The organism is Variovorax sp. J22R115, assembly GCF_030317005.1.
In the GTDB taxonomy this organism is placed as follows: Bacteria; Pseudomonadota; Gammaproteobacteria; order Burkholderiales; family Burkholderiaceae_C; genus Variovorax.
Map to the genome: position 1 here is coordinate 1 of NZ_JASZYM010000025.1, position 25983 is coordinate 25983.

The 25983-nt window shown below is 62.6% G+C and carries 23 protein-coding genes; 22 read left to right on the plus strand and 1 reads right to left on the minus strand.

Translation table 11 applies throughout. The features are described from left to right. Positions 1 to 107: 107 nt before the first annotated feature. Entirely contained in the window at positions 108 to 1628 is a 1521-nt protein-coding gene (locus tag QTI04_RS30965) for a helicase HerA-like domain-containing protein (protein ID WP_286619016.1), read from the minus strand. A gap of 100 nt (positions 1629 to 1728) precedes the next feature. On the opposite strand from QTI04_RS30965, the gene QTI04_RS30970 reads away from it, so the two are divergent. The 22 genes from QTI04_RS30970 (at position 1729) to QTI04_RS31075 (ending at position 25970) form a co-directional block, all read left to right on the plus strand. Continuing rightward, positions 1729 to 2040: a phosphopantetheine-binding protein gene (locus tag QTI04_RS30970; protein ID WP_286598939.1), complete on the plus strand. Its 312-nt coding sequence runs from the start codon at positions 1729 to 1731 to the stop codon at positions 2038 to 2040. A gap of 18 nt (positions 2041 to 2058) precedes the next feature. After that, complete coding sequence (locus QTI04_RS30975; protein ID WP_286619018.1) at positions 2059 to 2682, plus strand: hypothetical protein; 624 nt, start codon at positions 2059 to 2061, stop codon at positions 2680 to 2682. A gap of 13 nt (positions 2683 to 2695) precedes the next feature. Beyond that, positions 2696 to 4399, plus strand: coding sequence for an AMP-binding protein (locus tag QTI04_RS30980; protein ID WP_286619019.1), 1704 nt, complete (start codon positions 2696 to 2698; stop codon positions 4397 to 4399). Continuing rightward, positions 4396 to 5379, plus strand: a complete 984-nt coding sequence (locus tag QTI04_RS30985; RefSeq protein ID WP_286619021.1) for an acyl-CoA synthetase — start codon at positions 4396 to 4398, stop codon at positions 5377 to 5379. Before QTI04_RS30980 ends, QTI04_RS30985 begins: the two co-directional genes overlap by 4 nt. A gap of 25 nt (positions 5380 to 5404) precedes the next feature. Next, positions 5405 to 5980: a LolA-related protein gene (locus QTI04_RS30990; protein WP_336621919.1), complete on the plus strand. Its 576-nt coding sequence runs from the start codon at positions 5405 to 5407 to the stop codon at positions 5978 to 5980. Next, positions 5977 to 8367, plus strand: a complete 2391-nt coding sequence (locus QTI04_RS30995; RefSeq protein WP_286619025.1) for an MMPL family transporter — start codon at positions 5977 to 5979, stop codon at positions 8365 to 8367. Before QTI04_RS30990 ends, QTI04_RS30995 begins: the two co-directional genes overlap by 4 nt. 41 nt (positions 8368 to 8408) lie before the next feature. Further along, positions 8409 to 9236: a polysaccharide deacetylase family protein gene (locus QTI04_RS31000; RefSeq protein WP_286598931.1), complete on the plus strand. Its 828-nt coding sequence runs from the start codon at positions 8409 to 8411 to the stop codon at positions 9234 to 9236. After that, positions 9233 to 9982 (plus strand): trans-aconitate 2-methyltransferase, encoded by a 750-nt coding sequence (locus QTI04_RS31005; protein ID WP_286598930.1) that lies wholly within the window; start codon positions 9233 to 9235, stop codon positions 9980 to 9982. The genes QTI04_RS31000 and QTI04_RS31005 overlap by 4 nt, the downstream gene beginning before the upstream one ends. Beyond that, positions 9979 to 10446: a hydroxymyristoyl-ACP dehydratase gene (locus tag QTI04_RS31010; protein WP_286619027.1), complete on the plus strand. Its 468-nt coding sequence runs from the start codon at positions 9979 to 9981 to the stop codon at positions 10444 to 10446. The genes QTI04_RS31005 and QTI04_RS31010 overlap by 4 nt, the downstream gene beginning before the upstream one ends. Further along, a complete protein-coding gene (gene fabG, locus QTI04_RS31015; RefSeq protein ID WP_286619029.1) occupies positions 10443 to 11174 on the plus strand; it encodes a 3-oxoacyl-ACP reductase FabG in 732 nt (243 codons plus the stop codon). The genes QTI04_RS31010 and fabG overlap by 4 nt, the downstream gene beginning before the upstream one ends. Before the next feature lie 523 nt (positions 11175 to 11697). After that, a complete protein-coding gene (locus tag QTI04_RS31020) occupies positions 11698 to 12477 on the plus strand; it encodes a hypothetical protein (protein WP_286619030.1) in 780 nt (259 codons plus the stop codon). Positions 12478 to 12607: 130 nt separating this feature from the next. Then, a complete protein-coding gene (locus tag QTI04_RS31025; RefSeq protein ID WP_286619032.1) occupies positions 12608 to 14863 on the plus strand; it encodes a YjbH domain-containing protein in 2256 nt (751 codons plus the stop codon). A 15-nt stretch (positions 14864 to 14878) separates the two neighbouring features. Continuing rightward, a complete protein-coding gene (locus tag QTI04_RS31030; protein ID WP_286619034.1) occupies positions 14879 to 16066 on the plus strand; it encodes a polysaccharide biosynthesis/export family protein in 1188 nt (395 codons plus the stop codon). Beyond that, a complete protein-coding gene (locus QTI04_RS31035; protein WP_286619036.1) occupies positions 16066 to 16500 on the plus strand; it encodes a low molecular weight protein-tyrosine-phosphatase in 435 nt (144 codons plus the stop codon). The genes QTI04_RS31030 and QTI04_RS31035 overlap by 1 nt, the downstream gene beginning before the upstream one ends. Positions 16501 to 16543: 43 nt before the next feature. Then, on the plus strand, positions 16544 to 18775 hold the full coding sequence (locus tag QTI04_RS31040) for a polysaccharide biosynthesis tyrosine autokinase (RefSeq protein WP_286619037.1): 2232 nt from the start codon (positions 16544 to 16546) through the stop codon (positions 18773 to 18775). 60 nt (positions 18776 to 18835) lie between these two features. Further along, the gene (locus QTI04_RS31045) at positions 18836 to 20131 is read left to right on the plus strand and encodes a nucleotide sugar dehydrogenase (protein ID WP_286619039.1); all 1296 of its coding nucleotides are present in this window, start codon (positions 18836 to 18838) and stop codon (positions 20129 to 20131) included. 26 nt (positions 20132 to 20157) lie between these two features. Further along, positions 20158 to 21105: a Gfo/Idh/MocA family protein gene (locus QTI04_RS31050; protein ID WP_286619041.1), complete on the plus strand. Its 948-nt coding sequence runs from the start codon at positions 20158 to 20160 to the stop codon at positions 21103 to 21105. A gap of 18 nt (positions 21106 to 21123) precedes the next feature. Next, on the plus strand, positions 21124 to 21714 hold the full coding sequence (locus QTI04_RS31055; RefSeq protein WP_286619043.1) for an acyltransferase: 591 nt from the start codon (positions 21124 to 21126) through the stop codon (positions 21712 to 21714). Continuing rightward, positions 21711 to 22796, plus strand: coding sequence for a DegT/DnrJ/EryC1/StrS aminotransferase family protein (locus tag QTI04_RS31060; RefSeq protein ID WP_286619045.1), 1086 nt, complete (start codon positions 21711 to 21713; stop codon positions 22794 to 22796). Before QTI04_RS31055 ends, QTI04_RS31060 begins: the two co-directional genes overlap by 4 nt. Positions 22797 to 22802: 6 nt before the next feature. Further along, positions 22803 to 24191, plus strand: a complete 1389-nt coding sequence (locus QTI04_RS31065; protein ID WP_286619046.1) for a lipopolysaccharide biosynthesis protein — start codon at positions 22803 to 22805, stop codon at positions 24189 to 24191. After that, on the plus strand, positions 24191 to 24790 hold the full coding sequence (locus QTI04_RS31070; RefSeq protein WP_286619048.1) for a DapH/DapD/GlmU-related protein: 600 nt from the start codon (positions 24191 to 24193) through the stop codon (positions 24788 to 24790). The genes QTI04_RS31065 and QTI04_RS31070 overlap by 1 nt, the downstream gene beginning before the upstream one ends. A 61-nt stretch (positions 24791 to 24851) precedes the next feature. Then, a complete protein-coding gene (locus tag QTI04_RS31075; protein ID WP_286619050.1) occupies positions 24852 to 25970 on the plus strand; it encodes a hypothetical protein in 1119 nt (372 codons plus the stop codon). Positions 25971 to 25983: the final 13 nt, after the last annotated feature.

Consider the following 25983-nt stretch of genomic DNA (forward strand, 5'->3'; position numbering starts at 1 on the left):
GGCGCACTCGCAGTGCGCAACCCACGGTACTACTGCAGGAGGCAGACCCTTTCCCTCTTACCCAATCACTTCAGCCCGCCTCCGAGGATGAGGACGGGCCATCATGTCTAGCGCTTCTTCGAACCGAAGATGCCGCCGAGCACGCCTCGCAGGATTTCCCTGCCGACCGTGGTGCCCATCGTGCGGACCGCCGACTTGGCCATCGTCTGCGCCAGTCCGTCGCGCTTGCCGCCGCGCGGACCGGTGGAACCGAAGAGGATCTCGTTGAGGCTGCCCATCACGCCGCCGGATTCCTGCGGCGCGGCCGTGCCCGTTCCTGCCTTTCCGGTGACGACGGGCGCATCGGGCGCCGTTTCGGCCCGGCCCTTGAGCTTTTCGTAGGCCGATTCGCGGTCCACCGCCTTCTCGTACACACCGGCGACCAGCGAATTCGCGATCAGCGCCTGCCGCTGGGCCGGCGTGATCGGGCCGATCTGGCTGCCGGGCGGGAGCACGAACACTCTTTCAGTGATGGACGGGCGCCCCTTCTCGTCGAGAAAGCTCACCAGGGCCTCGCCGACCGCGAGTTCCGTGATCGCCGCCTCGATATCCAGCCCCGGCTTTTGCCGCATGGTGGTCGCCGTGGCCTTGACAGCCTTCTGGTCGCGCGGCGTGAAGGCCCGCAACGCATGTTGCACCCTGTTGCCAAGCTGGGCGAGCACCGAATCCGGGATGTCCAGGGGGTTTTGCGTCACGAAAAACACGCCTACGCCCTTGGAGCGCACCAGCCGCACCACCAGCTCGATGCGCTCGACCAGCGCCTTGGGCGCCTCGTTGAAGAGCAAATGCGCCTCGTCGAAAAAGAACACGAGCTTCGGCTGCTCGGGATCACCGATTTCGGGCAGGTGCTCGAACAGTTCCGACAGCAGCCACAGCAGGAAGGTCGCGTAGAGACGTGGCGAGTTCATGAGCTTGTCGGCCGTGAGGATGTTGATGACACCCTTGCCGCCTTCCGTCTGCATGAAGTCGGCGATGTTGAGCATCGGCTCGCCGAAGAACCTGTCGCCGCCCTGGGCCTCGATCTGGAGCAGGCCGCGCTGGATGGCGCCCACGCTGGCGGCGCTGACGTTGCCGTACTCGGTCGTGAACTGGCTGGCGTTCTCGCCGACGTGCTGCAGCATCGCGCGCAAGTCCTTGAGGTCCAGCAGCAGGAGGCCGTTGTCGTCCGCGATCTTGAACACGAGGTTCAGCACGCCGGACTGCGTTTCGTTCAGGTTGAGCATGCGGCCCAGCAGCAGCGGGCCCATGTCGGACACCGTGGCTCGCACCGGGTGGCCCTGTTCGCCGAACACGTCCCACAGCGTGACGGGGCAGGCGACGGGCTCGGGCTGGTCGAGGCCGCGGTCCTTCAGCGTGGCGGCCATCTTGGTACCGATGCTCCCTTTCTGGCTGACGCCGGTCAGGTCACCCTTGACGTCCGCCATGAACACCGGCACGCCGATGTTCGAGAGCTTTTCAGCGATGGTCTGGAGCGTGACGGTCTTGCCGGTACCGGTCGCGCCGGTGATCAGGCCGTGGCGGTTGGCGAGGCCTGGCAGCAGACTGCATTCGAAAGTGTCGTGACGGGCGATCAGAAGAGGGTCGGCCATGGGGGTTTCCGTTCGTTGGCAGGGGAGCCAGTCTAGCGAAGCCCGCCTTCTATAATTCCGACCCCATGCGATAGTTCACCTACGTTCCCGGAGTTTCCTCTTGTCATTGACAGCCCATTCCCCCATTCCCGCCGCTGGCGACGCGACCGAACAGTCACCCCTCGAGAATGAATTGGCCGTGCTCCTCGTCGAGTCGCTCAACCTGGAGGTTGCGCCGTCCGAGATCGTGCCGACCGCGCCTCTCTATGGCGAAGGGCTCGGACTCGATTCGATCGACATCCTGGAAGTGGCTCTCGAAGTCTCCCGCAAGTACGGGTTCCAGTTGCGCTCGGACGACGAGCGCAACCAGCAGATCTTCTCGTCGCTGCGCAGTCTTGCGGCGCACGTCGCGCAGCATCGCGGCGCTTCCTGATCCATGTCCCGATGGCGCATGGCGCTCCTGCTGCTTGCGGGAGTGGCCTATGCCTGTGTTTCCCACTGGATGATGCTCTACCACCCGGCGGAGCCGTGGGCCTTGGCAGTGCTGCTGGGGCCCTTGTGGCTGACCGCGCTGGGCGTCGCCGGCAGCCGTTTCGGCAGTTGGGGCCTGGCGTTCGCCGGGGCGGCGGGGGTGCTGCTGTTTGCGCTCGTGCTGCATGGCGAGGCGGGCGATCCGAACAGGCTCTATGTGTTCCAGCACGTGGGCATCAACGTCTTGCTGTGCGCCTGGTTCGGCGGCTCGCTGCGCGGCGGGCGGCTGTCTCTCATCGGCCAGTTCGCCGAGCGCGTGCATCCGCTGTCGCCGGCCATGCGTACCTACACCTCGCAAGTCACGCTCGTCTGGACGCTTTACTTCGCCTCGATGGCCGTGGCCTCGGTGGTGGTGTATGCGAGCTTCTCGTTCGCCGCCTGGTCGGTGCTGGCGAACCTGCTGACGCCGGCAATGATCGGCTTGCTTTTCGTCGGCGAGTACCTGGTGCGCTATCGGCTGCATCCTGAATTCGAGCGCACCCGTCTGATCGATGCAGTGCGGGCCTTCTACGGCGCGCCGGTCGATCGCACCGCGCGGCATTGAACCGGACACCTCGGTGAGTTCCAAATCATCCCTGCCTCTGCTCGCCGAACGCGACCTGGACCGGCCCCTGGCCTGGCGCGCCGGCGTGCCGGTGAGCGGGCGCCAATTCCTTGCCGACGTCGCGCAGTTTGCGCCTGAATTGCATGCCGGCGGCCCGGTCGTCAACCTTTGCGTCGACCGCTACGCCTTTGCCGTGAGCCTTGCCGCCGCGCTGGTGCGTGGCGAGACGAGCCTCCTGCCCCCGGACGCGCGACCCGACACGCTGGCCCGGCTGCACGAAATCGGCGACCCCGCCTTCGCGGTCACCGATGACGTGCACGTCGAGACGCCCGGCCTGCCGCGCGTGCTGGTCGAAACCCGCCGCGCTGCCGCCGGGGCATCCGACGCCACCGTGCCGAGGATCGATCGCGACATGCATGCCGTGAGCCTGCTGACCTCCGGCTCGACCGGCGCGCCGCAGCCGCATGCCAAGACCTGGGGAACGCTGGTGGGCGACGTCGCGGCGGCCGTCGGTCGGCTGTCCAGCCTGCTCGGGCGTCCATCGCTCACCGGGCTGACGCTGGTGGCGACGGTGCCGGTGCAGCACAGCTATGGACTGGAGTCCTCCGCCTTGCTGGCAATGCTGGGCGGGGCCGCATTCGACAGCGGCCGGCCGTTTTTCCCTGCCGACGTCGTGCAGTCGCTCGCGTCCGTGCCGCAACCGCGTGCGCTGGTGACGACGCCGTTCCACTTGAAGACGCTCCTGCTGTCCGGCATCGAGTTGCCGCCCGTGGACCTGATCCTCTCGGCGACTGCGCCGCTTTCGCCGCAACTGGCGGCCCAGGCCGAGCAGGCCATGGGCGGGGCGTTGATCGAGATCTACGGCAGCACCGAATCCGGCCAGGTCGCGACCCGCCGCCCGACGCAAAGCGAAGTCTGGGAGACCTTCGGTGAGATTCGCGTGCATGCGGAACACGACGATTCCGGCACCGAGCGCTTCGTCTTCGAAGGCGACTTCATCCCCGAGCCCACGCCGATGGCCGACGTGCTGGAACTGGTCGACGATCGCTCCTTCCGCCTGCTGGGCCGCGCCAACGACCTGATCCACGTGGCGGGCCGGCGCAGTTCGTTGGGCTATCTCAATCACCACCTCAACAGCATTCCCGGCATCGAAGACGGCGCCTTCTGGCTGCCGGACGACGTCGTCGACGGCGTAGTGCGCCCGGTGGCCTTCGTCGTGGCGCCGACGCTCGACGCGCACGCCATCATCGCGGCGCTGCGTGAGCGGCTGGAAGCGGTCTTCGTGCCGCGCCGCGTGGTGCACGTGGCTGCGTTTCCGCGCGAAGGCACGGGCAAGCTCACCGCGCGCTCGCTGCGCGAATTCGCGCTCGCGCATCTGGCCTCGGACAGCACGCCGGTGCAACTCACGCGCGAAGTGCCGGTGGACCATCCCGCTTTCGCCGGTCATTTTCCGGGCGAGCCGCTGATGCCCGGTGCGCTGCTGGTGTCCGAAGTGCTCGAAGCCGTGCGCAGCGTTCCCGCGCTCGCCGCGCGCATCGGCACGCAGCCGACGCTGGCCGCGGCCAAGTTCCTGGCGCCGGTGCGGCCGGGCAGCACGCTCCGGATCGATCTCGTCCCCGAAACCGGCACATCGCGGGGATTGCGCTTCGAAGTGCGTTGCGGCGACGTGATCGCCGTGAGCGGGCGCTGGACACCCGGCGTCGGCGCGCAGCCATGAATGCCGACCGCCGGCCCGAAGCCGGCGACGTGAAGTCGCGCCAAGCCGAGTGGTCGCGCGCGCCGGAGCGCAGCAACTTGCTTGCGTTGCGCGTGATCTGCTGGATCGCCATCCAATGCGGCCGGCCGCTGACGCGCCTCATCCTTCACCCGATCGCGCTCTACTTCCTGCTGTTCTCTCCCACGCCCCGGCGACACATCAAGCGGTATCTGTTCCGGGTCATCGGGCCGAAAGCCGGGTGGGGCGATGGCTACCGTCTGCTGCATGCCTTCGCCTCGACGGTTCTGGACCGCCTCTACTTCCTGCGCGGGCGCCTGGACCTGTTCGACATCCGTGTCTACGGCAACGAGCCGGTCGAAGCCGAGACCAATGCGGGGAGAGGCGCCTTCATGCTCGGCGCGCATGTCGGCAGCTTCGAAGCCGTGGGCGCGGCCACGAATCGCAGTCCCACGCCCGAACGCCTGCGCCCCGCGATGCTGATGTACCCGGATAACGCGCAGCAGATCAACGCGGTGCTCGACGCCATCAGCCTGCCCGGTTTGCGGCCGCACATCATCGCGTTGGGCCGTCCGCATTCCATGCTTGACTTGCGCGACTGGCTCGACTCGGGCGGCCTGGCGGGCTTGCTGGCCGACCGCACCCTGGCGGGGCCGGAAGAAGCGGGGCAGCAACGCGGGAGCACCATCGAGTTGTCCTTTCTGGGCAAGCCGGCGCTCTTCAACGACGGCCCGTTTCGCTTGGCGGCCTTGTTGCGCCGCAAGGTGTTCTTCATGGCGGGGCTCTATGCGGGCGGCGCCCGCTACGATGTGCTGTTTGAGCCGCTCGCCGATTTCAGCGAAAGGGTGACCGATCCCGTCGAGCGGGAACGGCGTATTCGTGCCGCGCTCGAAAGCTACGTGGCTCGGCTCGAGGAACTGTGTCGCGCCTATCCGTACAACTGGTTCAATTTCCATGATTTCTGGCTCGAAGATTCGGTTTGACCGCTGGTGCAGGGCCTTGTTGACGGTGCTGGCCCTGTCGGCATCGTCCGCCTGGGCCTTCGACCTGCCCGAACTGATGGGTCTGCTGGCACAGCAGAAGAGCGGCGAGGCGCGATTCACCGAGCAGCGCTTCGTGCGCGGGCTGGAGGGGCCGCTCGAGGCCAGCGGCGTGCTCAGCTTCACCGCGCCCGACAAACTCGTGCGGCGCACGCTCGCGCCGCGCCCCGAAACCATGAGCGTCGAAGGAAACACGCTGACCCTGTCTCGCGGCAGTCGTACCCGCACGCTGCAACTGGACAGCATGCCGGAACTGCTCGGCATGGTCGAAGCCATGCGCGGCACCTTGAGTGGCAATTCGCAAGGCTTGCAGCGCTACTTCCGCAGCACGCTTTCGGGTTCCAGCAATAGCTGGACGCTCGACCTGCAGCCGGTCGACGAGCGCCTCGCGGCCCAGGTGCGCACCATGCGCCTGAGCGGGCGAGGCGGCGAGGTGCTCGGCATCGAGATGGAGTTCATCGGCGGTGACCGCTCGGTGATGAACATCACGCCCGAACGCGGCACCGGTGGCCCGGCACGCACGCCCGCGCGTTCCGCGCCGTGACATCCACTGCTCCGGCACTCGACCGCCGGCGCGCCGCGCTGGCGCTGGGAATCTGGCTGGCACTGCTGCTCGCCGGCGTCGTGCTGATCGCACGCACGCATTTCAGCGCGGACCTCTCGGCCTTCCTGCCGGCCAGCCCGGATGCGCAGCAGCGCGTGCTGATCGAGCAATTGCAGAGCGGCATCGCGTCGCGCACCATCTTCATCGGTATCGAGGGCGGCAAGGATGCGGCGCAGCGCGCTTCTGTTTCGCGCGCCGTGGCGTCGGCGATGCGCGAGAGCAAGCTGTTCGATCAGGTCCAGAACGGCGACACCAGCGAGTGGAAGGAGACGGGCACGTGGGTGTTCGATCATCGCTACCAGTTGTCGCCGGCCGTGACGCCAGAGCGCTTCACCACGGAGGGGCTGCGCGACGCGATCGTCGACAGCCTGTCGATGCTCGGCACACCCGCCGGCAACGCGCTCAAACCGCTGCTGGAGCGTGATCCGACAGGGGAGACGCAGCGCATCGCAGAAGGCCTGATCCCTGCGACCTCGCCGCGCAGCGAGGAGGGCGTCTGGGTGTCGCGCTCGGCGCCGCGCGCGCTGATCCTGGCCACGACGCACGCGCCCGGCAGCGACCTCGATGCCATCGCCAAGGCGATCGCGCGCGTGCAGGGTGCCTTCGACGCCGCCACGCGCGATCTGGCTAGCGCCGGCCCGCAATTGCAGATGACGGGTGCGCCCGTCTTCTCGGTGCAGAGCCGCGACCAGATCAAGAGCGAGGCGATCCATCTCGCCGTCGTCGGCGGGATCGTCATGGGCACGCTGCTATTGCTCGCCTTCGCATCGCCGCGTGCGCTGGTGATTGCGCTTCTGCCGGTTGCCACCGGCGTGGTTGCGGGAACCGCGACGGTGAGCCTGGTGTTCGGCGGGGTGCACGGGCTGACCATGGGATTCGGCAGCACCTTGATCGGCGAAACCGTCGACTACGCGATCTACTACCTGATCCAGGCGCGCGGCGCCGCCGTTCCAGGCACCGGCTGGCAGCGCTGGCGCGATATTCACTGGCCCACGGTGAGGCTGGGTTTGCTGACGTCGGTCTGCGGTTTCGCTGCGCTGGTGTTTTCGGGTTTTCCGGGGCTGGCCCAGCTCGGCGTGTTCTCGCTCGCCGGGCTGATCGCCGCGGCGCTCGTCGCGCGCTACGTACTGCCCGCTCTGGCGCCGGACGGAGCGACCGGCATGGGCATGCGGCGGCAGATGGCACAGGTGGCTGGCATCCTGGTACGCGCGCTGCCGCGTCTGCGCTACGTCTTCGTGGGGCTCGGCGTCGCGGCCCTGGCGCTGGTTCTGTGGCAGGGCGGTCACCTCTGGAGAGCCGATCTCGGCGCGATGAGCCCGGTCCCCAAGGCTGCGCAGCAACTCGATGCCGAACTGCGCGAGGACGTCGGAGCCAGCGATGGCGGCACGCTGGTCGTGGTTCACGGCGCGGACGTGCAATCGGTCCTGCGCAGCACCGAAGCCGCAGGCGCGCGTCTCGAAGCGCTGGTGGACAAGGGCGATCTGGCGGGATTCGAATCCGTCACCCGCGTGCTGCCCAGCGAGGCGGCGCAAGCGGCGCGCCTTGCGAGCCTGCCCGATGCGGAGACTCTGCGTACCCGGCTTGCCGAAGCGACCCGGGGGCTGCCGTTGCCTGCGACGCGCCTCGAACCCTTCATCGCCGGCGTGCAGGCCGCCAAGGGGCAGCCGATGATCCAGCGCACCGATTTGCAGGGCGGCCCGCTCGACGCCGTGGTCAGTGCGCTGATGTTCGAGCGCCAGGCGGGGGGATGGTCGACGCTGATCTCGCTGCATCCGGGCGCCAGCTTCGACGCAGGGCGCCTTGCTGCGGCGCTCCACGGTCTTCCCGATGTGCAGGTCGTCAATGTGGGGCAGGAACTTTCCAGCCTCTACAAGCGCTACTTGCACGAAGCCTTCGTTCAGGTCCTGGTGGGCGCGCTGGCGGTGGTTGTACTTCTTGCCATCTACTTGCGTTCCGGCCGGCGGCTGCTGGCCGTGTGCCAGCCGTTGGTGGTGGCGGTCGTGCTCACGCTGGGCGGCATGGCGGCGCTCCAAGTGCCGCTGGGCATCCTGCACCTGGTCGGGCTGCTGCTGATCGTTGCCGTGGGATCGAACTACGCGCTCTTCTTCGATCAGTTGCGCGAAACCGGGCGCGCCGACGAGGACACGCTCGCTTCGTTGATGCTGGCGAATCTGACCACCGTCGTCTCCTTTGGATTGATCGCGATCTCCAACATCCCGGCGCTGTCGTCGATCGGCCGCGTGGTTGCGCCCGGCGCCTTGCTGGCACTGCTGCTGTCGGCCGCTTTCGCGCGCGCCGTGTCGCCCATGGCCTCGAACCGCCGCTGATGGGAAAATCCACCACGCCCCGCGCTACGCTCCCTTCCCCCATGCAGCAATTCGCTCCCGTCCCTGCCTCTCCTTCATGGCCTTGGCCGCCGATCATTCGCGCCAGCGTCGGCTGGCATCTGCTCGCCGGCGGCGCGGCCATGCTCGTGCCCGGCGCAGCGCCCTGGGCCATCGGCGGGATCGTGCTGAATCACGCGCTGATCACCGCCGCGGGCCTGACGCCGCGCAGCAGCCTGCTGGGGCCCAACGTGACGAGGCTGCCGCAGGCAGCAGTGGCACGGCGCGAAATCGCGATCACCATCGACGACGGCCCGGACCCGGAGGTCACGCCGCAAGTGCTGGACCTGCTCGATGCGCACGGCCAGCGCGCAACCTTCTTCTGTATCGCGGAGCGAGTGCTCGAATACCCGGCGCTGGCCCGCGAGATCGTGGCGCGCGGCCACAGCGTGCAGAACCACACGGTTCGGCATCGCCACAACTTTTCATTTCTCGGCCCGCGCGGCTTCGCGGCAGAGATCTCGCGCGCGCAGCAGGTGCTGCAGGAAGTCACCGGCCACCGCGCGACATGCTTCCGCGCACCCGCGGGCTTGCGCAACCCATTCCTGGGGCCGGTGCTGCATCGGCTGGGGCTGTCGCTGGTGAGCTGGACACGCCGCGGCTTCGACACACGCGAAGGCAATGCTGGCACCGTGCTCGCGCGCCTGACCGACGAACTGCAGGCTGGCGACATCCTTCTGCTGCACGATGGCAATGCCGCGCGCACGGATGCCGGACGCGCCGTGGTGCTGGACGTGCTGCCGCCGCTGCTGGCGCGTATCCGTGCCGACGGCCTGCGAACCGTGACCTTGCCGGAAGCCTTCGCGGCATGAGTGCCCAGGTCTCGACGGACGCCGCGTGGCGTCGATTGCATGAGCGCGCGACTGCGCCCTACAAGAAGGCCGGCAAGTTCGCCTGGCATTTCGCGCGCGGCAAGCTGGGACGCGATCCGGTTTTTCGCGGACTCGTCGAACGCGGCCTGATTGGCGAGCGCCGCGGCCGGGTCGTGGACATTGGCTGCGGGCAGGGCTTGTTCGTGAGTCTCTTGTCCGCCATGAGCGCCATGCAGGCTCAAGCGGGCGAATGGCCCTCGAACTGGCCGGCCACGCCGCCGACGGTCCGGTACATGGGCATCGAACTCATGCCGAAGGATATTGCGCGGGCCGAGGCGTCGGTGGGGCATCTGCAGCCCGAGCCGCGATTCGTCTGCGCAGACATGTGCTCGGCCGGACTTCCGCCCAGCGACCTTGTCGTGATCCTCGACGTGCTCCACTACGTCGACCTGGACGCGCAGGAGGGCGTGCTGCGCCGCGTGCGCCATGCGCTGCAGCCCGGTGGTCGATTGCTCCTGCGCATCGGCGATGCGGACAGCCGCCGCGGCTTCGCGATCAGCCAGTGGGTCGACCGCACCGTGACCCGTATTCGCGGGCATCGCGTGTCGCCGACCTGGGGGCGCCCGCTCAAGGATTGGATGGCGCTGCTGGAGCGCCTGGGTTTCTCGGTGCAGAGTATTCCGATGAGCGAAGGCACACCCTTCGCCAACGTGCTGCTGGTGGCCGATCTGAAGGATATTGAATGACCGCGCCACAGACGCTCGATCAGGCCGGCATCGCCCGGTGCATTCCGCACAGCGGCACGATGTGCCTGCTGGAGCGGCTGGAATCGTGGGACGCGAATGCCATTCACTGCACGACCGGCACGCATACGCATGCGGACAACCCCCTGCGCACTGCGAGTGGATTGCTCTCGCCGAACCTGATCGAGTACGCCGCGCAGGCCATGGCGTTGCATGGCGGATTGCTCGCCGCGGAGGGCAGTGAGCCCTCGGCGGGCTTTCTGGCGAGTGCACGCAACGTGCGTCTTGCGGTCGAACGCATCGATGACATCGCCGGCGTGCTGCACGTGCACGCCCAGCGGATCTCCGGCGATGTCAGCCAGATCCTTTACGAATTCGCGGTGAAGGACGCGCACGGTCGGCCGCTCGCCGAAGGCCGTGCGGTGGTCGTCCTGAACACGCCGCTTGCCATGGAAGCATCCTCATGAGTCTCACCGGAAAACGTGCACTGATCACCGGCGCCAGCGGCGCACTCGGCGCGGCCTTCGCGCAACGCCTCGCGCGCGATGGCGCCACTGTGCTGCTCCACGCCAATTCCCGTCCGGAATCCGTCGAGCAGTTGGCCGCGACGATCAACGCTTCGGGCGGCAAGGCCGAGTGCGTGGTGTTCGACCTGCGCAGCGACGAAGCCTCGCGCATCGCCTGCGAACGCATGCTCGAAGGCGGCCCGGTGCAGGTCATCGTGAACAACGCCGGCGTGCACGACGACGCGGTGCTTCCCGGAATGCGGCCGGAGCAGTGGCACAAGGTCATCGACGTCTCTCTCAACGGCTTCTTCCGTGTGACGCAACCGTTGCTGCTGCCAATGCTGCGCACGCGCTGGGGACGCATTCTCAATATCTCTTCGGTCGCCTCGCTGACGGGCAATCGGGGGCAGGTCAACTACGCTGCGGCCAAGGGGGCGCTCAACAGTGCGACCAAGGCGTTGTCGCTCGAAGTGGCGGCGCGCGGCGTGACTGTCAATGCCATCGCGCCGGGCATCATCGCTTCGCCGATGGCGGATGGGGTGTTCGACGCGGCGATGATCAATCAGATGGTGCCGGTCAAGCGTGCCGGCAAGCCGGAGGAGGTGGCGGCTCTTGCTGGTTTTCTGGCCAGCGATGAAGCGGCCTATATCACCGGGCAGGTGATCTCGATCAACGGCGGAATGATTTAGTCCTATTCGTCGAATTCGCCGGTTGAATTCGATTTGCAGTCAGGTAGCCGAGAAGCCACGACTCGAATTGCTTGACAGAATGGCTCGGAAATTTTGTGTTATATTTCATACACAAAGTAATACTTTATAATTAATATTTGTTTCGAGACTCTGATTGGATTTGTAACAGAGTGGTATTTTTTCATGCCCGGCCCGAATCTGGTCAGCTTCAATGCGTTGTCATTGAGTCCGACCATGCTCGGCGCCTTGGCGCAAAAGTCGCTAAAACCGTCAAACATCGTCTAACTTGTTGATATTTGATCGGTAGTGAGTGGATCGGCTGGCTCGCTTAAGCGATCGCGTCTCCGGGGTTTGCCTGACTGGTCCCTGTTAGACTCACGTTCGGAAACAGTTGTATTCGAAAAAAGAACTCTCGTTGCCCCGCGCAGCGTCGGATTCAACTCGACACACTTCGGTCGTGTCGCTCTCCAAATCGCCCCAAACCTGCAGCGTACCTACCTCGAAATCTCAAATGAAAAGAATCATGACATTGGATGGAGCTAAATTCTTCGCATGCGCCGTTGCGCTGGCATCTCTCGCCGCCTGCGGCGGCGGCGGCGGCGGTGGTGGGGGCTTTTTGCCGAGCGGCGGCGGCAACGGCGCCGGCACCTCCATTCAGGTCACGGGTACGGGTGCCAAGGGCGCGGCCCTTGTCGGCGCGACGGTCGCAATGACCTGCGCCAACGGCGCCACGCTCGCTGGTACGACCAACGGAAACGGCGCGTACACCACCAATCAGGCTGCGCTCACCTATCCCTGCATTGGCACCGCGAAGTCCGGCGCCATCAGCTACCGCAGCGTTCTTTTCTCGGGCTCGGTGGTCAACTTCACGCCGCTGACTGACACGATGACCGAAGTCGTGCTCGCAGCGTCGATCAGCGGCAACGGCTCCTTCAGCATGGAGCAGTTCATTTCCAAGATCGCCGCCGATGCGGCCTTCGCCAACAACGTGACTTCTGCCACCGCTGCAGCCAGCTACCGTACCGCCGCGCTCGACGTCGTGAAGGCACAACTCGTGGCCTCTGGCAAGAGCGATGCAGATGCTGAAGCGATCCTGAGCGCCGCGCGTTCGCAGAACTTCGATTCGACCACCTTCACGATCGGTTCCGAGCTGGACAAGGTTCTCGACAACACCGCTTCGGTGATGCAAGAGGCCGATGGATCGGTGAAGGCCGGCGTGCTCGTCGCCGCCAAGGCCAAGGGCGATGCACTGCCTGTTCCGGGCAGTGGCGCAACCGGCGGCACCGGCGCTACGGGCGGCTGACACACAGCGCTCCTGGTGAGCCTCACCAACCGAAGGGCAGCGAAGGCTGCCCTTCGGTTCGTTTGGCCACGCTCTACGTAACTTAAAGTTTCTTGATTCGATGGGACGCGTTCACAGAGTAGGCGCAGGCATGGCCCTGCTGGCCCTGGCGACGCAGTCTGCTCTCGCGCAGCAAGAGGCTGTGCTCAATTCGGCGGGCTACTCGGGCTTGTCCGTCACGCCGACTGCGCGCCTCATGCGATGGGGCACGACGGCACTGGCCTACGACAACCAGGTGCCGGGCGCCCCTGCCAACAGCCGCTACGGCACGAGCGGGCACAACTTCGTGGCGGGTTTCGGGCTTCTGCCGAATCTCGAGGTCTCCGGGCGCATCGCCGCGAGCACGCTGAACACCCATTGCTACACCGAGCCTTGTGGCGTGCGCGACCTGTCCTTCAACTTCAAGGCCGGACTTCCTCTCGATCGCGCCGGCCGCTGGTACGCCGCTGTCGGTGCGACCGACCTGGGCGGCGCGGCCACCTATTTCCGGTCCGCCTATGGCGTGCTGACGTACAGCCCTGATCGCCAACTCGACCTGAGCCTGGGCTATGCCCGGCGTGAGAACGATCGCTTCAATCGAGCGTCCGCACCGCCGATCGATGGTCCATTCGCTAGCGCGCTGTACCGGCCCTTGCCATGGCTGCAAGGCCATGTGGAATACGTCGACGGCAGCGCATGGGCCGGTGCGCGAGTGTTCGCGCCTTCCGAATGGCTCCCTGCCGGGTGGTCGGCCCATGTGGGCGCCAACGTGAGATTGACAGGTGACGGGCACACGGCACGCAATTGGTGGAGCGTCGGCCTGACGGTGCCGCTCTACAAGGTGCCGACGCAGCGGCCATCCGGTCCGGCACCGATGTCCGAAGCCCTCCCCGGGGCCATGGTCGGGCCCGCGCCGCGGAAGGCCCCCACAACCGAATTCTCGACTGCGGGATTGCCCGCGTCTGCGCCCCTGCAGCCCATCGCTGCACCCCTTGCAGATCCCACGCCCGTTGCGCCGCCGAACACCACGGCCGAGAGTGCCGCGACACCGGCGGAGCACACCGACCGAATCAGCGACACGCAACTGCGCGCACTCGCCAAGGCGCTGGGCGCCAAGGGCTTCGAAGACATCGCAGTCGGCCGCTTGCCCGACGGCGCCGTCGCCATTCAAGTCAACAACGCCACCTACAACGTCAACAGCGTCGACGGCCTCGGCGTCGCGCTGGGCGTGATCGCGCGCCAGCTGGCGGATGTCCGTGTCGGCTACCGCCTGGTGCTGACCCAGCGACAAATTGCCATCGTCGGCGCGCGCGGCCGCACAGACTGCCTCGCGCAGTGGGTTGCGATGGAGACGCCCGCATGCACGGCAGCGCGGCTCTACACGCCCGGCACCACGGCACTCGATGCCACGCTCGATGAGGCCGCCTGGGTGGTCCAGGGCGCCGCTCCGAGCTGGACCACCACGCGACTGATGCTGCAGCCCGTCGTGCGCAGCACGCTCGCTACCGAATACGGCGTGTTCGACTACTCGGTGGGCGTTCGCGCCACCGTGCAGCAGCCCTTGTGGAAGGGAGGCTATGCAGAGGTCAGTCACGTCGCGCCGGTTGCTGAATCTTCGGACTTCCGCGACGGCGAGGTGTTCGGCGGAAGCCGCATCGTCAACGCGACCGACCGCGTGCTCCTGCATCAGTTCGCGCGCATTCCGGTCGAACGCCTGTTTGGGCAGGCCGATCGCGAGACGGCCGCGCGCTGGGGCCTCAACGCCGTCACCGCGCACGTTGCGGCGGGCCGCTTCGACAGCAACTACCGCGGGGCCTTCGGCGAATTGCGCTGGGAGCCGGGCGACGGCCGGAACCGGTTCAGCGTGGAAGGAGGGCGCTTCGAGCGAACGACCGACTACGACCGCTTCCTCCCGATCCATTCGCGCTCGCTGCTGGCGAACTACCGCTATGCCTACACGCCGACGCACACCTACTTCGAAGCGACGGCGGGGCAGTTTCTGTATAACGACCGAGGCGTCAGGCTCGGCATCAAGCAGTGGTTCCACGACGTCGCCGTGACGCTCTACGTGCGGCGAACCAAGTTCGACTGGGAGCGCCAGGCGCGCTCCTTCGCCGGCATCGAACTCTCGATCCCGCTCACGCCGCGCAAGGACATGAATCCCACGCACCACATCCAGGTGACCGGTTCGCCGCGCTGGTCGTATGGCGTCGAGACCGTGATCCAGGAAAGCAGCAACTACATCACCACCAACCAAGGTGTGTCGTCGACCGCATCGGCGCTGGACCGCACCTTCAATTCGGATCGCGCGGGCCTGGTCTATTTCGAAGACAACATGCGCCGCGTTCGCAGTGCCGCGCGCCAATAGGCCGCTACAGAAATCATGGATACCTCGAGTCACCTCACTTCGTTTTCTCCCTTGCTGCGCTCGCTGCTTCCGATCGCCCGGTGGCCGGCTCTGGCGTCTGTTGTTGCGCTGGTTGCCGGCTGCGCCTTTGCGCCCGGCATGAGCTTCGACGAGACGGCGCCGAACGACGATGCACGCACGTCGGCAACGGCGATGGATGCCGTTGCAGATCCGGCCCCGGCGGGCGCATTGCAGAAGATCACACCCGAGCTGATTCGCCGTCAGCGCGCCGCGCAGGCGACCGACGTCGGAGAGGATGTCAAGCGTCTGTACGGGGTGGCCAAGCCCTATCGCATCGGCTCTGGTGACATCCTCAACATCGTGGTGTGGGACCACCCGGATCTCGTGCTGGCGCCGGCGGGATCGCTCACGACCGACGCCACCAGCGGCTCGCCCGTGAGCAACGGCTACAACGTCAGCGCGGATGGCCTGATCCAGTTTCCCTATGTCGGCCCCTTCAAGGTCGGCGGGCTCACCGAGTACGAGGTGCGTGAGCGCTTGACCAAGGCCCTCGCGAAGTTCTTCGAAGCGCCGAAGCTCACGGTGCGAATCCAGTCCTACCGCAATGGCCGTGTCTACGTCGATGGCGCAGTGCGCACACCCGGCCTGCAGGCGGTCAACGACATTCCGATGACGCTGCCCGAGGCCATCAATCGCGCCGGTGGCTTTGCCACAGATGCCGACCGTTCGATGGTTTCCATCTCGCGCGATGGCGTGACCTCCGTCGTCAACATGCAGCAGCTCACGGCCCTCGGGGTCAACCCTGCGAACATTCTGCTGGGCAGCGGCGACCTCGTGCGCGTGTACAGCCGCGACGACGCCAAGGTCTATGTCATGGGTGAGGTGACGCGACCCATGGCTCAACCGCTGCGCAACGGCCGTCTCACGCTCAACGAAGCGCTGGGCGAGGCCGGCGGCGTGAGCACCACCACCGGCGAGCCGCGGCAGATCTACGTCGTGCGCTCGCGCGCCGACGGAACGCCCGAGATCTACCACCTCGATGCCAAGTCGCCTGTGGCGTACGCGATGGCCGAAGGCTTCGAGCTCAAGCCGCGCGACGTCGTGTACGTGGACCCCGCCGCACTGGTGCGCTGGAACCGCGTCATCAGCATGATCCTGCCGAGCGCGCAGGTCATGAACGTCGGCAACACGATGTACAAGTGATGCAGAGCATCCTGGTCGTGTGCATCGGCAACATCTGCCGCAGCCCCATCGGCGAAGCCTTGCTGGCTCGCGAATTTCCGCAGATGAAGGTCTGGTCCGCTGGCTTGGGCGCACTGGTGGGCGACCCTGCCGATCCGCTGTCGATTGAAGTGGCAGCGGCCCAAGGGCTCGACCTCTCGGCCCACCGCGCCCAGCAGATCACGAACTGGATGTGCCAGGCCGCCGATCTGATCCTGGTGATGGAGCAGGGCCACAAGACCGAACTCGAGCAGCGGTTTCCGCTGGTGCGCGGCAAGGTGTTCCGCCTGGGCGAACTCGACAAGTTCGACATCGCCGACCCCCACCGCCAGCCCAAGGCTGCATTCGAAGCGGCCTATGCCGATATCTCCCGTGGCGTCAGCGCCTGGGTGCCGCGCATCCGGCAGCTGAGCTGAGTCGCGCATCGAACCCATCACCGTCTTTCCAAGCTTCCCGTTAATGAATCCCGCACAGCCAAATCCGCCCGGCACGCAACGCCAAGCCGGCGCCGGAGACGAAATCAACCTGCTCGAACTGCTCGATGTGGTGCTAGACAACCGATGGCTCATTGCCTCGGTCATGGTCTTTGCGACCTTGATCGGGCTGGCCTATGCGCTGATCAGCACGCCCATCTACCAAGCCAACACGATGGTGCAGGTGGAGGACAGCAAGGGAGATATGGCGGGCAGCATGCTGGGCCAGGCCTCGAGTCTCTTCGATATCCGCTCGCCGGCATCGGCCGAAATGCAGATCCTCCGCTCGCGCCTGGTCGTGGGTCAGGTGGTGGAGAACTTGCACCTCGACGTGGAAGTCACGCCAAAGTACCTGCCAGTGTTGGGCCGGTGGCTTGCCAAGCGTGCGAAGGAGCCGTCGAGTCCGGGGTTTCTCGGCTTGAGTGGTTTCGTGAGCGGCAACGAATCGCTGAAGGTCGCGGCATTCGAAGTGCCTGAGGCCCTGGAAGGCAAGCGTTTTCGCGTACGCCTTGTCGACCAGGGCTACGAACTGCTGTCACCCGACAGTGATGTCGTGGGTCAGGGGCGCGTCGGCCAACCCCTGGCCTATGCAGTGGACGGCGAGAAGGGGAGCCTTCTGGTGGTCGAAGCCGTGGGCAAGCCCGGCGCGGAGTTCTATGTGACGCGCTTCCTGCCGCTGAATGTGACGGAGGATCTGCAGAAGGACCTGAGGATCACCGAAGAGGGAAAGCAGTCGGGCGTGATCCGGGCCACCCTCGAAGGTGACGACGCCAGGGAAATCGCGCGCGTGCTCAACGAAATCGGCTCGCTTTATGTGCGGCAGAACATCGAACGCAAGGCGGCCGAGGCGGAGAAGTCGCTGAACTTCCTGGGCTCGTTCCTGCCGGAGTTGCGGCAGCAGATGGAAGCGTCTGAATCGAAGTTCAACAAGTTTCGCAATCGCAACAGCACGTTCGACCTGGGCACCGAGGGCAAGCTGGTGCTGGAGCAATCCGTCAAGCTGCAAACCAGCCTGCTCGAGCTTCAGCAAAAGCGCAAGGAACTGCGCGCGCTGTACACGCCCGAGCATCACAGCATCAAGGCACTCGATGCGCAGATCGCGAGCATCAATGCCGAACTGGGCGGACTGAGCAGCCGCGTGAAGACGCTGCCCGACATCGAGCAGGAATTGTTGAGCCTGACGCGTGACGTCAAGGTCAACAACGAGCTGTATGTCAGCCTTCTCAACTCGTCGCAGCAACTGCGCCTGGTGAAGGAGGGCAAGGTCGGCAACGTGCGCATCGTGGACGTGGCCGCCGTTCCTAGGAAGCCGGTGAAGCCGCAACGCGCATTGGTGGTTGCGCTGGCAGCCGTGCTGGGCTTGCTGCTGGGCCTTGCGCTGGCATTCCTGCGCAACAGCCTGCGCCCCGGACTCAAGGACCCGGCTGATATCGAGCAGCGCGCCGGTCTGCATGTGTTTGCCAGCATTCCGCATTCCGAGGCGCAGGTGCGGCAGGCACAGGAAGTGAGCAAGAAAGTGCCGGGCAGCCATGTGCTGGCGGTGGCGGCGCCACAAGAACCGGCGGTCGAAAGCCTTCGCAGCCTGCGTACGGCGCTGCAGTTCGCGATGCTCGATGCGGCCAACAACATCATCCTGATCACAGGCCCGACGCCCGGCATCGGCAAGTCGTTCACCAGCGTGAATCTTGCGGCGGTGCTCGGTGCGGCCAACAAGAAGGTGCTGCTGATCGACGCCGACCTGCGCAAGGGTCACCTGAACCAGTACTTCGGCCTGCCGCGCGAACGGGGCATGAGCGAAGTGGTGAGCGGCAGCGTCAAGTTCGACGAAGCGGTGCATCGGCAAGTGGCGCCCAACGTGGACTTTCTTTCGACTGGCATCTTGCCGCCGAACCCCGCCGAATTGCTGATGACGCCTGCGAGCCCGGCCCTGGTGCAGGAGGCGGCGCAGCACTACGACCTGATCATCATCGACACGCCGCCTGTGCTGGCGGCATCTGATACCGCCATCCTCGCGCCACTTGCCGGTGCGGTGTTCCTGATTGCACGAGCAGAGGTGACGAGCCTGGGCGAATTGCAGGAGTCGGCCAAGCGCCTGCTCGATACCGGCGTGAAGGCGAAGGGCGTCATCTTCAACGGACTGAACATGTCGAAGCGGCGCTATGGGTATGGCATTGGCTACAAGTACGGCGGCTACAGGTACACCAACTACAAGTATTGAGCGAGCCACCGAAGCCGAGAGGCCGGCATGTCGTGTCTCTCAGAACTCAAAGAACAACAAATGAACTTGAACAACGAAACGATTGCGGTCATCGGACTTGGCTATGTTGGGCTGCCCTTGGCTGTCGAGTTTGGCAAACGGCGAGCCGTGCTGGGCTTTGACATCAATGCTGCGCGCATTGCTGAACTGCGGGGCGGGCGGGACGGCACTCTGGAAGTCAGCCACGCGGATCTGAAATCCGCGAGTCAACTGACCTTCAGCTGCGACTCGAAGGATCTGGAGTTCTGCAAGGTCTTCATCGTGACGGTTCCCACACCGGTGGATCAGGCCAATCGCCCCGACATGACCCCGCTTGTGAAAGCGAGCGAGACCGTAGGACGTGTCATGCCTCAAGGCGCGATAGTCATTTACGAATCCACGGTGTACCCCGGTGCCACTGAGGAAGTGTGCGTGCCGGTGCTCGAGAGGTTTTCAGGCAAGAAGTTCAACACCGACTTCTTCTGCGGCTACAGCCCGGAGCGCATCAATCCTGGCGACAAGGTCAACACGCTCACCAAGATCAAGAAGATCACCAGTGGCAGCACGCCCGAGGTGGCAGATGGCGTCGACGCTCTCTACAACAGCATCATCACCGCCGGCACTCACAAGGCCACCAGCATCAAGGTGGCTGAAGCTGCCAAGGTGATCGAGAACACCCAGCGTGACCTCAATATCGCGCTCGTCAATGAGCTGTCCGTCATCTTTGAGCGCTTGGGAATAGACACGCTGGACGTATTGGAGGCAGCAGGCAGCAAATGGAACTTTCTGCCGTTTCGCCCCGGGCTTGTCGGAGGCCATTGCATCGGCGTGGATCCGTACTACCTCACTCACAAGGCGGAAGAGGTGGGGTATCACCCGCAAGTCATCTTGGCCGGCCGACGTATCAACGACAACATGGCACGCTATGTGGCGCGCAACACCATCAAGCTCATGTTGAAGAACGGCATGGACGTACCGCGTTGCCGTGTTGGCGTGCTGGGTATCACCTTCAAAGAAAACTGCCCCGACATCCGCAACAGCAAAGTGGTGGACATGGTGCGCGAGTTTGAAGCCTGGGGTACCCAGGTCGTGGTCGTTGACCCGTGGGCCAGCGCCGAGGACGTGGAACATGAATATGGCCTGCAACTCGGCCGCATCGATGCTGACAACCCTGTCGATGCATTGATCGTGGCAGTAGGACACAACGAATATCGCCAGTCCACGCCCGCCGATCTGCGCCCCATGTGCCGGGGCAGCAAGCCGGTGATGGCCGACGTCAAGAGCCTCTACAACCGCGACCAAGCGATCGAGGCCGGCTTCACGGTCTTTCGTCTCTAACCCGACAATCCAGGTTCGATCTCGACATGAAAAACTTTGCACTTGTCGGCGCCGCCGGCTACATCGCGCCGCGACACATGCGCGCCATCAAGGACACCGGCAATCACCTTTCGGTGGCCTACGACATCAACGACTCGGTGGGCATCATTGACAGCATCTCGCCGCAGAGCGAGTTCTTCACTGAGTTCGAGCGGTTCTATGAGCATGCGCATCAACTCAAGCGCGACGCTGCCACCACGCTCGACTATGTGGCAATTTGCAGCCCCAACTATTTGCACCACCCCCACATTGCTGCCGGATTGCGTCTAGGTTGCGACGTGATCTGTGAAAAGCCTCTGGTACCCACTCCCGAGTTGATCGACGAGCTCGCGCTGATCGAAAAGGAAACCGGCAAGCGGGTCTTCAACATCCTGCAGCTGCGTCATCATGACGCCATCCTCAAGCTGCGCGACAAGGTCGCGGCAGCCCCCGCCGATACCAAGTTCGATGTGGAGCTGACTTACATCACCTCGCGCGGCAATTGGTACATGGAAAGCTGGAAGGGCGACAACCGCAAGTCCTTCGGCGTCGCCACGAACATCGGCGTGCACTTCTACGACATGCTGCACTTCATCTTCGGCAAGCTGCAACGCAACGTGGTGCATCACAGTGGTGTGGCCAAGGCGGCCGGGTACCTCGAGTACGAACGGGCCCGCGTGCGCTGGTTCCTGTCGATCGATTCCAACGACCTCCCGGCCGACGTAAAAGGCAAGAAGTCCACTTACCGCAACATCGACATCAGCGGCGAGCAACTGGAATTTTCCGAGGGCTTCACGGACCTGCACACGACCAGCTATCAGGAGATCCTGGCCGGTCGTGGCTATGGATTGAATGACGCGCGCCACTGCGTCGAGACTGTGAACGTCATCCGCAGCGCTGCTGGAGTCGGGGGCGAGCAAGGTGAAGTTCATCCCTTTGTTCGGCGCCTTGCCTGACCTGGGGCCCGATCGACCATGACCTACTCCAGCCACCCCAGCGCCATCGTTGACGAAGGTGCCCAGATTGGCGACGGCACGCGCATCTGGCACTGGGTACACGTGAGCGCACAGGCCCGTATCGGGGCGCGCTGCTCGCTCGGACAGAACGTCTATGTGGGCAACGACGTCAACATCGGCGACAACGTCAAGATCCAGAACAACGTCAGCGTCTATGACACCGTCACTTTGGAGGACGACGTCTTCTGTGGGCCCAGCATGGTGTTTACCAATGTCTACAACCCTCGTTCTGCCGTCACCCGCAAGGGCGAATACCGTCGCACTCTCGTCAAGAGGGGGGCCACGCTGGGCGCCAATTGCACGATCGTGTGCGGTCACACGGTGGGCGAATACGCCTTCGTGGGCGCCGGTGCCGTTGTCAACAAGGATGTCCCCGCATTCGCCCTCATGGTCGGCGTGCCTGCTCGGCAAATCGGCTGGATGAGTGAATTTGGCGAACAACTCGCGTTGCCCCTGCAAGGCGAGGGCGAAGTTCTTTGTCCACACACCGGCGCTCGCTATGTGCTTGACGGCCAATTCGTGGCCAAGTTTGAGCCGAAAACACCATGATCGAATTCATCGACCTCAAATCGCAGCAAGTCCGCATCAAAGACCAGATCGATGCCGGCATCCAGCGTGTGCTGGCCCACGGCCAGTACATCCTCGGCCCCGAAGTGGCTGAGCTGGAAGAAAAGCTTGCCGCTTACACCGGCGCCAAACACTGCATCACTTGTGCGAACGGAACGGATGCGTTGCAGATTGCACAGATGGCCCTAGGTATCGGCCCGGGTGACGAAGTCATCACACCCGGCTTTACCTACATTGCCACTGCTGAAACTGTGGCCCTGTTGGGTGCCAAGCCGGTGTACGTGGACATTGACCCGCGTACGTACAACTTGGACCCGACCTTGCTGGCGGCCGCCATCACGCCGCGCACCAAGGCCGTCATTCCGGTGAGTCTTTACGGCCAGTGCGCCGACTTCGATGCCATCAACGCCATTGCCGAAAGGCACGGCATCCCAGTGATCGAAGATGCTGCGCAAAGCTTTGGCGCCACCTACAAGGGGCGCAAGAGCTGCAACCTCTCGACCATTGCATGCGCCAGCTTCTTCCCGAGCAAGCCACTGGGATGCTATGGCGATGGGGGTGCCATCTTTACCAACGACGACGAACTGGCCAAGGTCATGCGGCAGATAGCTCGGCATGGACAAGACAAGCGCTATCACCATATCCGTGTTGGTGTAAACAGCCGTTTAGACACCCTGCAGGCCGCTGTCTTGCTCGCTAAGTTGGAGATATTCGATGACGAGATCGCCGGTCGCCAGCGCGTTGCTGCCGAATACGATCGTCTATTGGGTCAGCTTGGTGTGGCCGTCACGCCGTACATCGAGGTCCACAACAAGAGTGTCTATGCTCAATACACCCTGCGGGTTCCAAAACGCAATGATCTGCAAGCTCGACTGAAGCAGGCCGGCGTGCCTACGGCGGTCCATTACCCGATTCCGCTAAATAAGCAACCTGCCGTTGCTGAAGAACAGGCCTATCTACCTGTCGGGAATGAAGTGGCTGGGCAGGTGATGAGCTTGCCGATGCATGCATATTTGACCGAAACCGACCAAAAGGCAATCGTCTCGGCTTTGATCTCGGACTAGTCTTCGATGCCAGTTCAAAGCGCCCTTTTTGCGATGCGCGCGAAAATGCAATCGTTCAGCCGCACTGGCTTCGTGCGTTCGGTCGGCGTTCTGGTAGGTGGAACGGCGTTTGCGCAGGCGCTCAACGTTCTAGTGTTACCAATTATCACGCGTCTGTATGCGCCCGACGATTTCACTGTCTTCGCGGTCTACGTATCAGTTTTAACCATCATCTCTGTAGTAGCCTGTTTGCGTTTGGAGATCGCGATTCCGATGCCGGAGCGCGACGAAGATGCCGCCAACTTGCTTGCGTTGGCACTTTGCAGTTCTTTTGTGGTGACCATATTGACGGCGCTCGCCGTTTGGTTGTTCCCAAGACAGATCGTCGATTTAGTTGGTCAGGCCGCGCTACGTCCTTACCTATGGCTGCTGCCCTTAGGAATTTGGCTGACCAGCTCGCACGCCGCAATTCAGTTCTGGTCAACGCGCAAGAGGAAGTTCGGCACTATTGCCAAGACTCGTATGACCCAAGCCATTGGAGGTGCCGGAAGCCAAGTCGGGTTGGGTTGGGCGGGGTTTGCACCTCTCGGATTGTTGCTGGGCTACACGATCAGTAGCGGCGCCGGCCTGCTAGCCCTGGGACGCGATGCGGTTCATGAGGATCGCGCGGCTTTTCGGGGCATCAGCTGGTCCGGAATGCGCCGCACTTTGCGACAGTACGACCGCTTCCCCAAATATTCCACCTTCGAAGCGGTCGCCAATAGTGCTGGAATTCAACTTCCGGTAGTCATTATCGCTGCATTGGTGATGGGACCAGAGGCAGGCTATTTAGCGCTGGCGGCGCGTGTCATGGCTGCGCCAATGGGGTTAATTGGCGGTTCAATCGCGCAGGTCTATCTCTCCAGGGCACCCGAGGAGTTGCGAGCCGGAACTCTAGGATCATTTAGTGCAGAGGTACTGGGCGGTTTGCTCAGGACCGGGGTTGGCCCTTTGTTATTCATCGGCATCCTTGCACCTCAAATCTTTTCAGTGCTATTCGGCCAAAATTGGGAGCGGGCTGGCGAAATTGTCATGTGGATGACTCCTTGGTTCATTTTTCAGCTCATGTCTTCTCCTATCTCCATGGTGATGCACATAACTGGTCGACAAAGGCCAATGCTCGCGCTCACAGTATCCGGTTTGGCAATTCGCCTCGGAGCAATGGGATTGGCGGCTCATTTTGCGCGTGATCATTTTTCCGAATTCTATGCCATTTCTGGTGGTCTTTTCTATATTGTCTGTTGTTGGATGTTTTCGCGAGCAGCAGGCATGGGAATCAAGGATTTAATACGAACCTATAGAGCCGGCTCCGTTTCGCTGATTGGCTGGACTCTGATTGCCGTGATTCTTCGTATTATTTTGAAGCAGGCAGCATAATGAGGAACGCTATTAAAATCATTGCTTCCAAAATGCGCCCATTTCTCAAATTGGTGCTCTCTCTCTTTTTTGAAAGAAAGTATCTAGAAGGTCGTTATTTTGATATTGGTTACGACGGTTATTTGTGGGCTCTCAAATCCATTTGGATAAGAAATATACTACGCCTCGGCGTGCCACGTCCTTGGCCAACAGGATTGACTTGTCATGTGTCAAATGCGAAGAATATCTTCTTTCATCCTGATGACTTGAATAATTTCCAATCACCAGGCACGTATTTTCAGAACTTCAAGGGGTTGATTCATATTGGGCACGGAAGCTACATTGGTCCTAACGTGGGACTTATTACTGCCAACCACAGATTAACCGACCTCGATGCACACGAGGACGCCAAAGACATAGTCCTTGGGGAAAATTGTTGGATTGGAATGAATTCCGTCTTATTACCTGGCGTTATCCTAGGCCCGAGAACTGTCGTTGCCGCCGGATCCGTTGTCACCAAAAGCTTTCCCGAAGGGAATGTAGTTATCGGTGGTGTTCCTGCGAAATCAATCAAAATGTTGTGTTCAATCGACAGCCATGTCTTACAGGCAACGGCATAGACCCACAAGCATTATCTCGAATATGAATAGAGCAACTCTTCCGAGTTGGTGGTAAATAAAAATGAATGGAACAAATATCTATCGATGGATTACCACTCCTCTTCTAATCGCCATTCTGTTTTCTTACTATTCGATCTACGATATACGCCTGCTTCCATTGTTCCTAGGCATCAGTGTACTGGCGGTCATTTTCAGAAATCCGCATTTCAGAATTACTGCATCAGTCGATTTTTATGGCCTGATGGTCGTATATTGCCTTATCGCGTCGATATTCTCGATGGAGTTGGAAGTGCTTACGGCCATGGTGATATTTGGATGGCTCGTTTACTGGCCGATCTTTATCAGAAAACGAACTGTTCTTCTGATTGACGTGGAATGCCTGCTTCGCTACGTCGTAAATCTAGGTTTGATTTTGTCCATTGGTCTATTCCTTCAAATTTTTCTATTTAGAAGCTATGGAATAGAGATTGGCAAGATTGATCTTGTGCAGGATCGCGATGCCTTCGGCTTCATATGGAATGACTACAGTTTTCTTTCCCTTTTTCTTGTGACCTTGGTGCCTTTGACTTGGCGCGGGTCTTTGCAAAAAACGACAAAGGTTCTTTACACGGGAACCTTTATCACTGCGTCGGCGATGACTAGTGCAAGAACAGGCATTGTTGCAGTCATAGTTGCATATGGCATTGTCTGTTTTGTCAAGATTTTGCGAGCCTTGCTAACATTGAGAATTAAAAGAGCCGAGTTTTACTATTTCGGGGCCGCTATATTGTTTGCGCCCACCCTTATTTACTACGTATTTGAACTATTCCCGAGAGTAACCTCTTTGGGCGATAGCGGGCGGGTGGATGGTTATATTTCGGCGCTCCATTTTATTGGGAATAACATACTCTTCGGTTCTGCGTTTGGTGTTCAGTATTATAAAGAGCAAATTGATACCATTCCGCACAATGCCTTCTTGTACCTTTTGGCTGCGGGAGGTGTCGTCTTTTTAATATTATTCTTGGCTTGGGCAATCGTGTTGGTCGGGCGAATTTATAAGCATGTTGATTTCGGGTTGTTTCTTTCGTTGGCAATAGCAGGAATTGGATTTCAATTCATCCCTGCGTTTTTTTCAGCGTATTTTTTCGCGTTCCTTTTGTCGCTGTGCATAATTGTTGTCGACCAGAAAAACATAATTTAGAATGAACGGTGTT

What these genes read in the sequence shown, in the direction of transcription:
- QTI04_RS30965 (WP_286619016.1), bottom strand. Translation starts at nt 1,628, where the DNA reads ATGGCCGACCCTCTTCTGATCGCCCGTCACGACACTTTCGAATGCAGT.
- QTI04_RS30975 (WP_286619018.1), top strand. Translation starts at nt 2,059, where the DNA reads ATGGCGCTCCTGCTGCTTGCGGGAGTGGCCTATGCCTGTGTTTCCCAC.
- QTI04_RS30985 (WP_286619021.1), top strand. Translation starts at nt 4,396, where the DNA reads ATGAATGCCGACCGCCGGCCCGAAGCCGGCGACGTGAAGTCGCGCCAA.
- QTI04_RS31000 (WP_286598931.1), top strand. Translation starts at nt 8,409, where the DNA reads ATGCAGCAATTCGCTCCCGTCCCTGCCTCTCCTTCATGGCCTTGGCCG.
- QTI04_RS31005 (WP_286598930.1), top strand. Translation starts at nt 9,233, where the DNA reads ATGAGTGCCCAGGTCTCGACGGACGCCGCGTGGCGTCGATTGCATGAG.
- QTI04_RS31010 (WP_286619027.1), top strand. Translation starts at nt 9,979, where the DNA reads ATGACCGCGCCACAGACGCTCGATCAGGCCGGCATCGCCCGGTGCATT.
- fabG (WP_286619029.1), top strand. Translation starts at nt 10,443, where the DNA reads ATGAGTCTCACCGGAAAACGTGCACTGATCACCGGCGCCAGCGGCGCA.
- QTI04_RS31020 (WP_286619030.1), top strand. Translation starts at nt 11,698, where the DNA reads ATGACATTGGATGGAGCTAAATTCTTCGCATGCGCCGTTGCGCTGGCA.
- QTI04_RS31025 (WP_286619032.1), top strand. Translation starts at nt 12,608, where the DNA reads ATGGCCCTGCTGGCCCTGGCGACGCAGTCTGCTCTCGCGCAGCAAGAG.
- QTI04_RS31030 (WP_286619034.1), top strand. Translation starts at nt 14,879, where the DNA reads ATGGATACCTCGAGTCACCTCACTTCGTTTTCTCCCTTGCTGCGCTCG.
- QTI04_RS31035 (WP_286619036.1), top strand. Translation starts at nt 16,066, where the DNA reads ATGCAGAGCATCCTGGTCGTGTGCATCGGCAACATCTGCCGCAGCCCC.
- QTI04_RS31040 (WP_286619037.1), top strand. Translation starts at nt 16,544, where the DNA reads ATGAATCCCGCACAGCCAAATCCGCCCGGCACGCAACGCCAAGCCGGC.
- QTI04_RS31045 (WP_286619039.1), top strand. Translation starts at nt 18,836, where the DNA reads ATGAACTTGAACAACGAAACGATTGCGGTCATCGGACTTGGCTATGTT.
- QTI04_RS31050 (WP_286619041.1), top strand. Translation starts at nt 20,158, where the DNA reads ATGAAAAACTTTGCACTTGTCGGCGCCGCCGGCTACATCGCGCCGCGA.
- QTI04_RS31055 (WP_286619043.1), top strand. Translation starts at nt 21,124, where the DNA reads ATGACCTACTCCAGCCACCCCAGCGCCATCGTTGACGAAGGTGCCCAG.
- QTI04_RS31060 (WP_286619045.1), top strand. Translation starts at nt 21,711, where the DNA reads ATGATCGAATTCATCGACCTCAAATCGCAGCAAGTCCGCATCAAAGAC.
- QTI04_RS31065 (WP_286619046.1), top strand. Translation starts at nt 22,803, where the DNA reads ATGCCAGTTCAAAGCGCCCTTTTTGCGATGCGCGCGAAAATGCAATCG.
- QTI04_RS31070 (WP_286619048.1), top strand. Translation starts at nt 24,191, where the DNA reads ATGAGGAACGCTATTAAAATCATTGCTTCCAAAATGCGCCCATTTCTC.
- QTI04_RS31075 (WP_286619050.1), top strand. Translation starts at nt 24,852, where the DNA reads ATGAATGGAACAAATATCTATCGATGGATTACCACTCCTCTTCTAATC.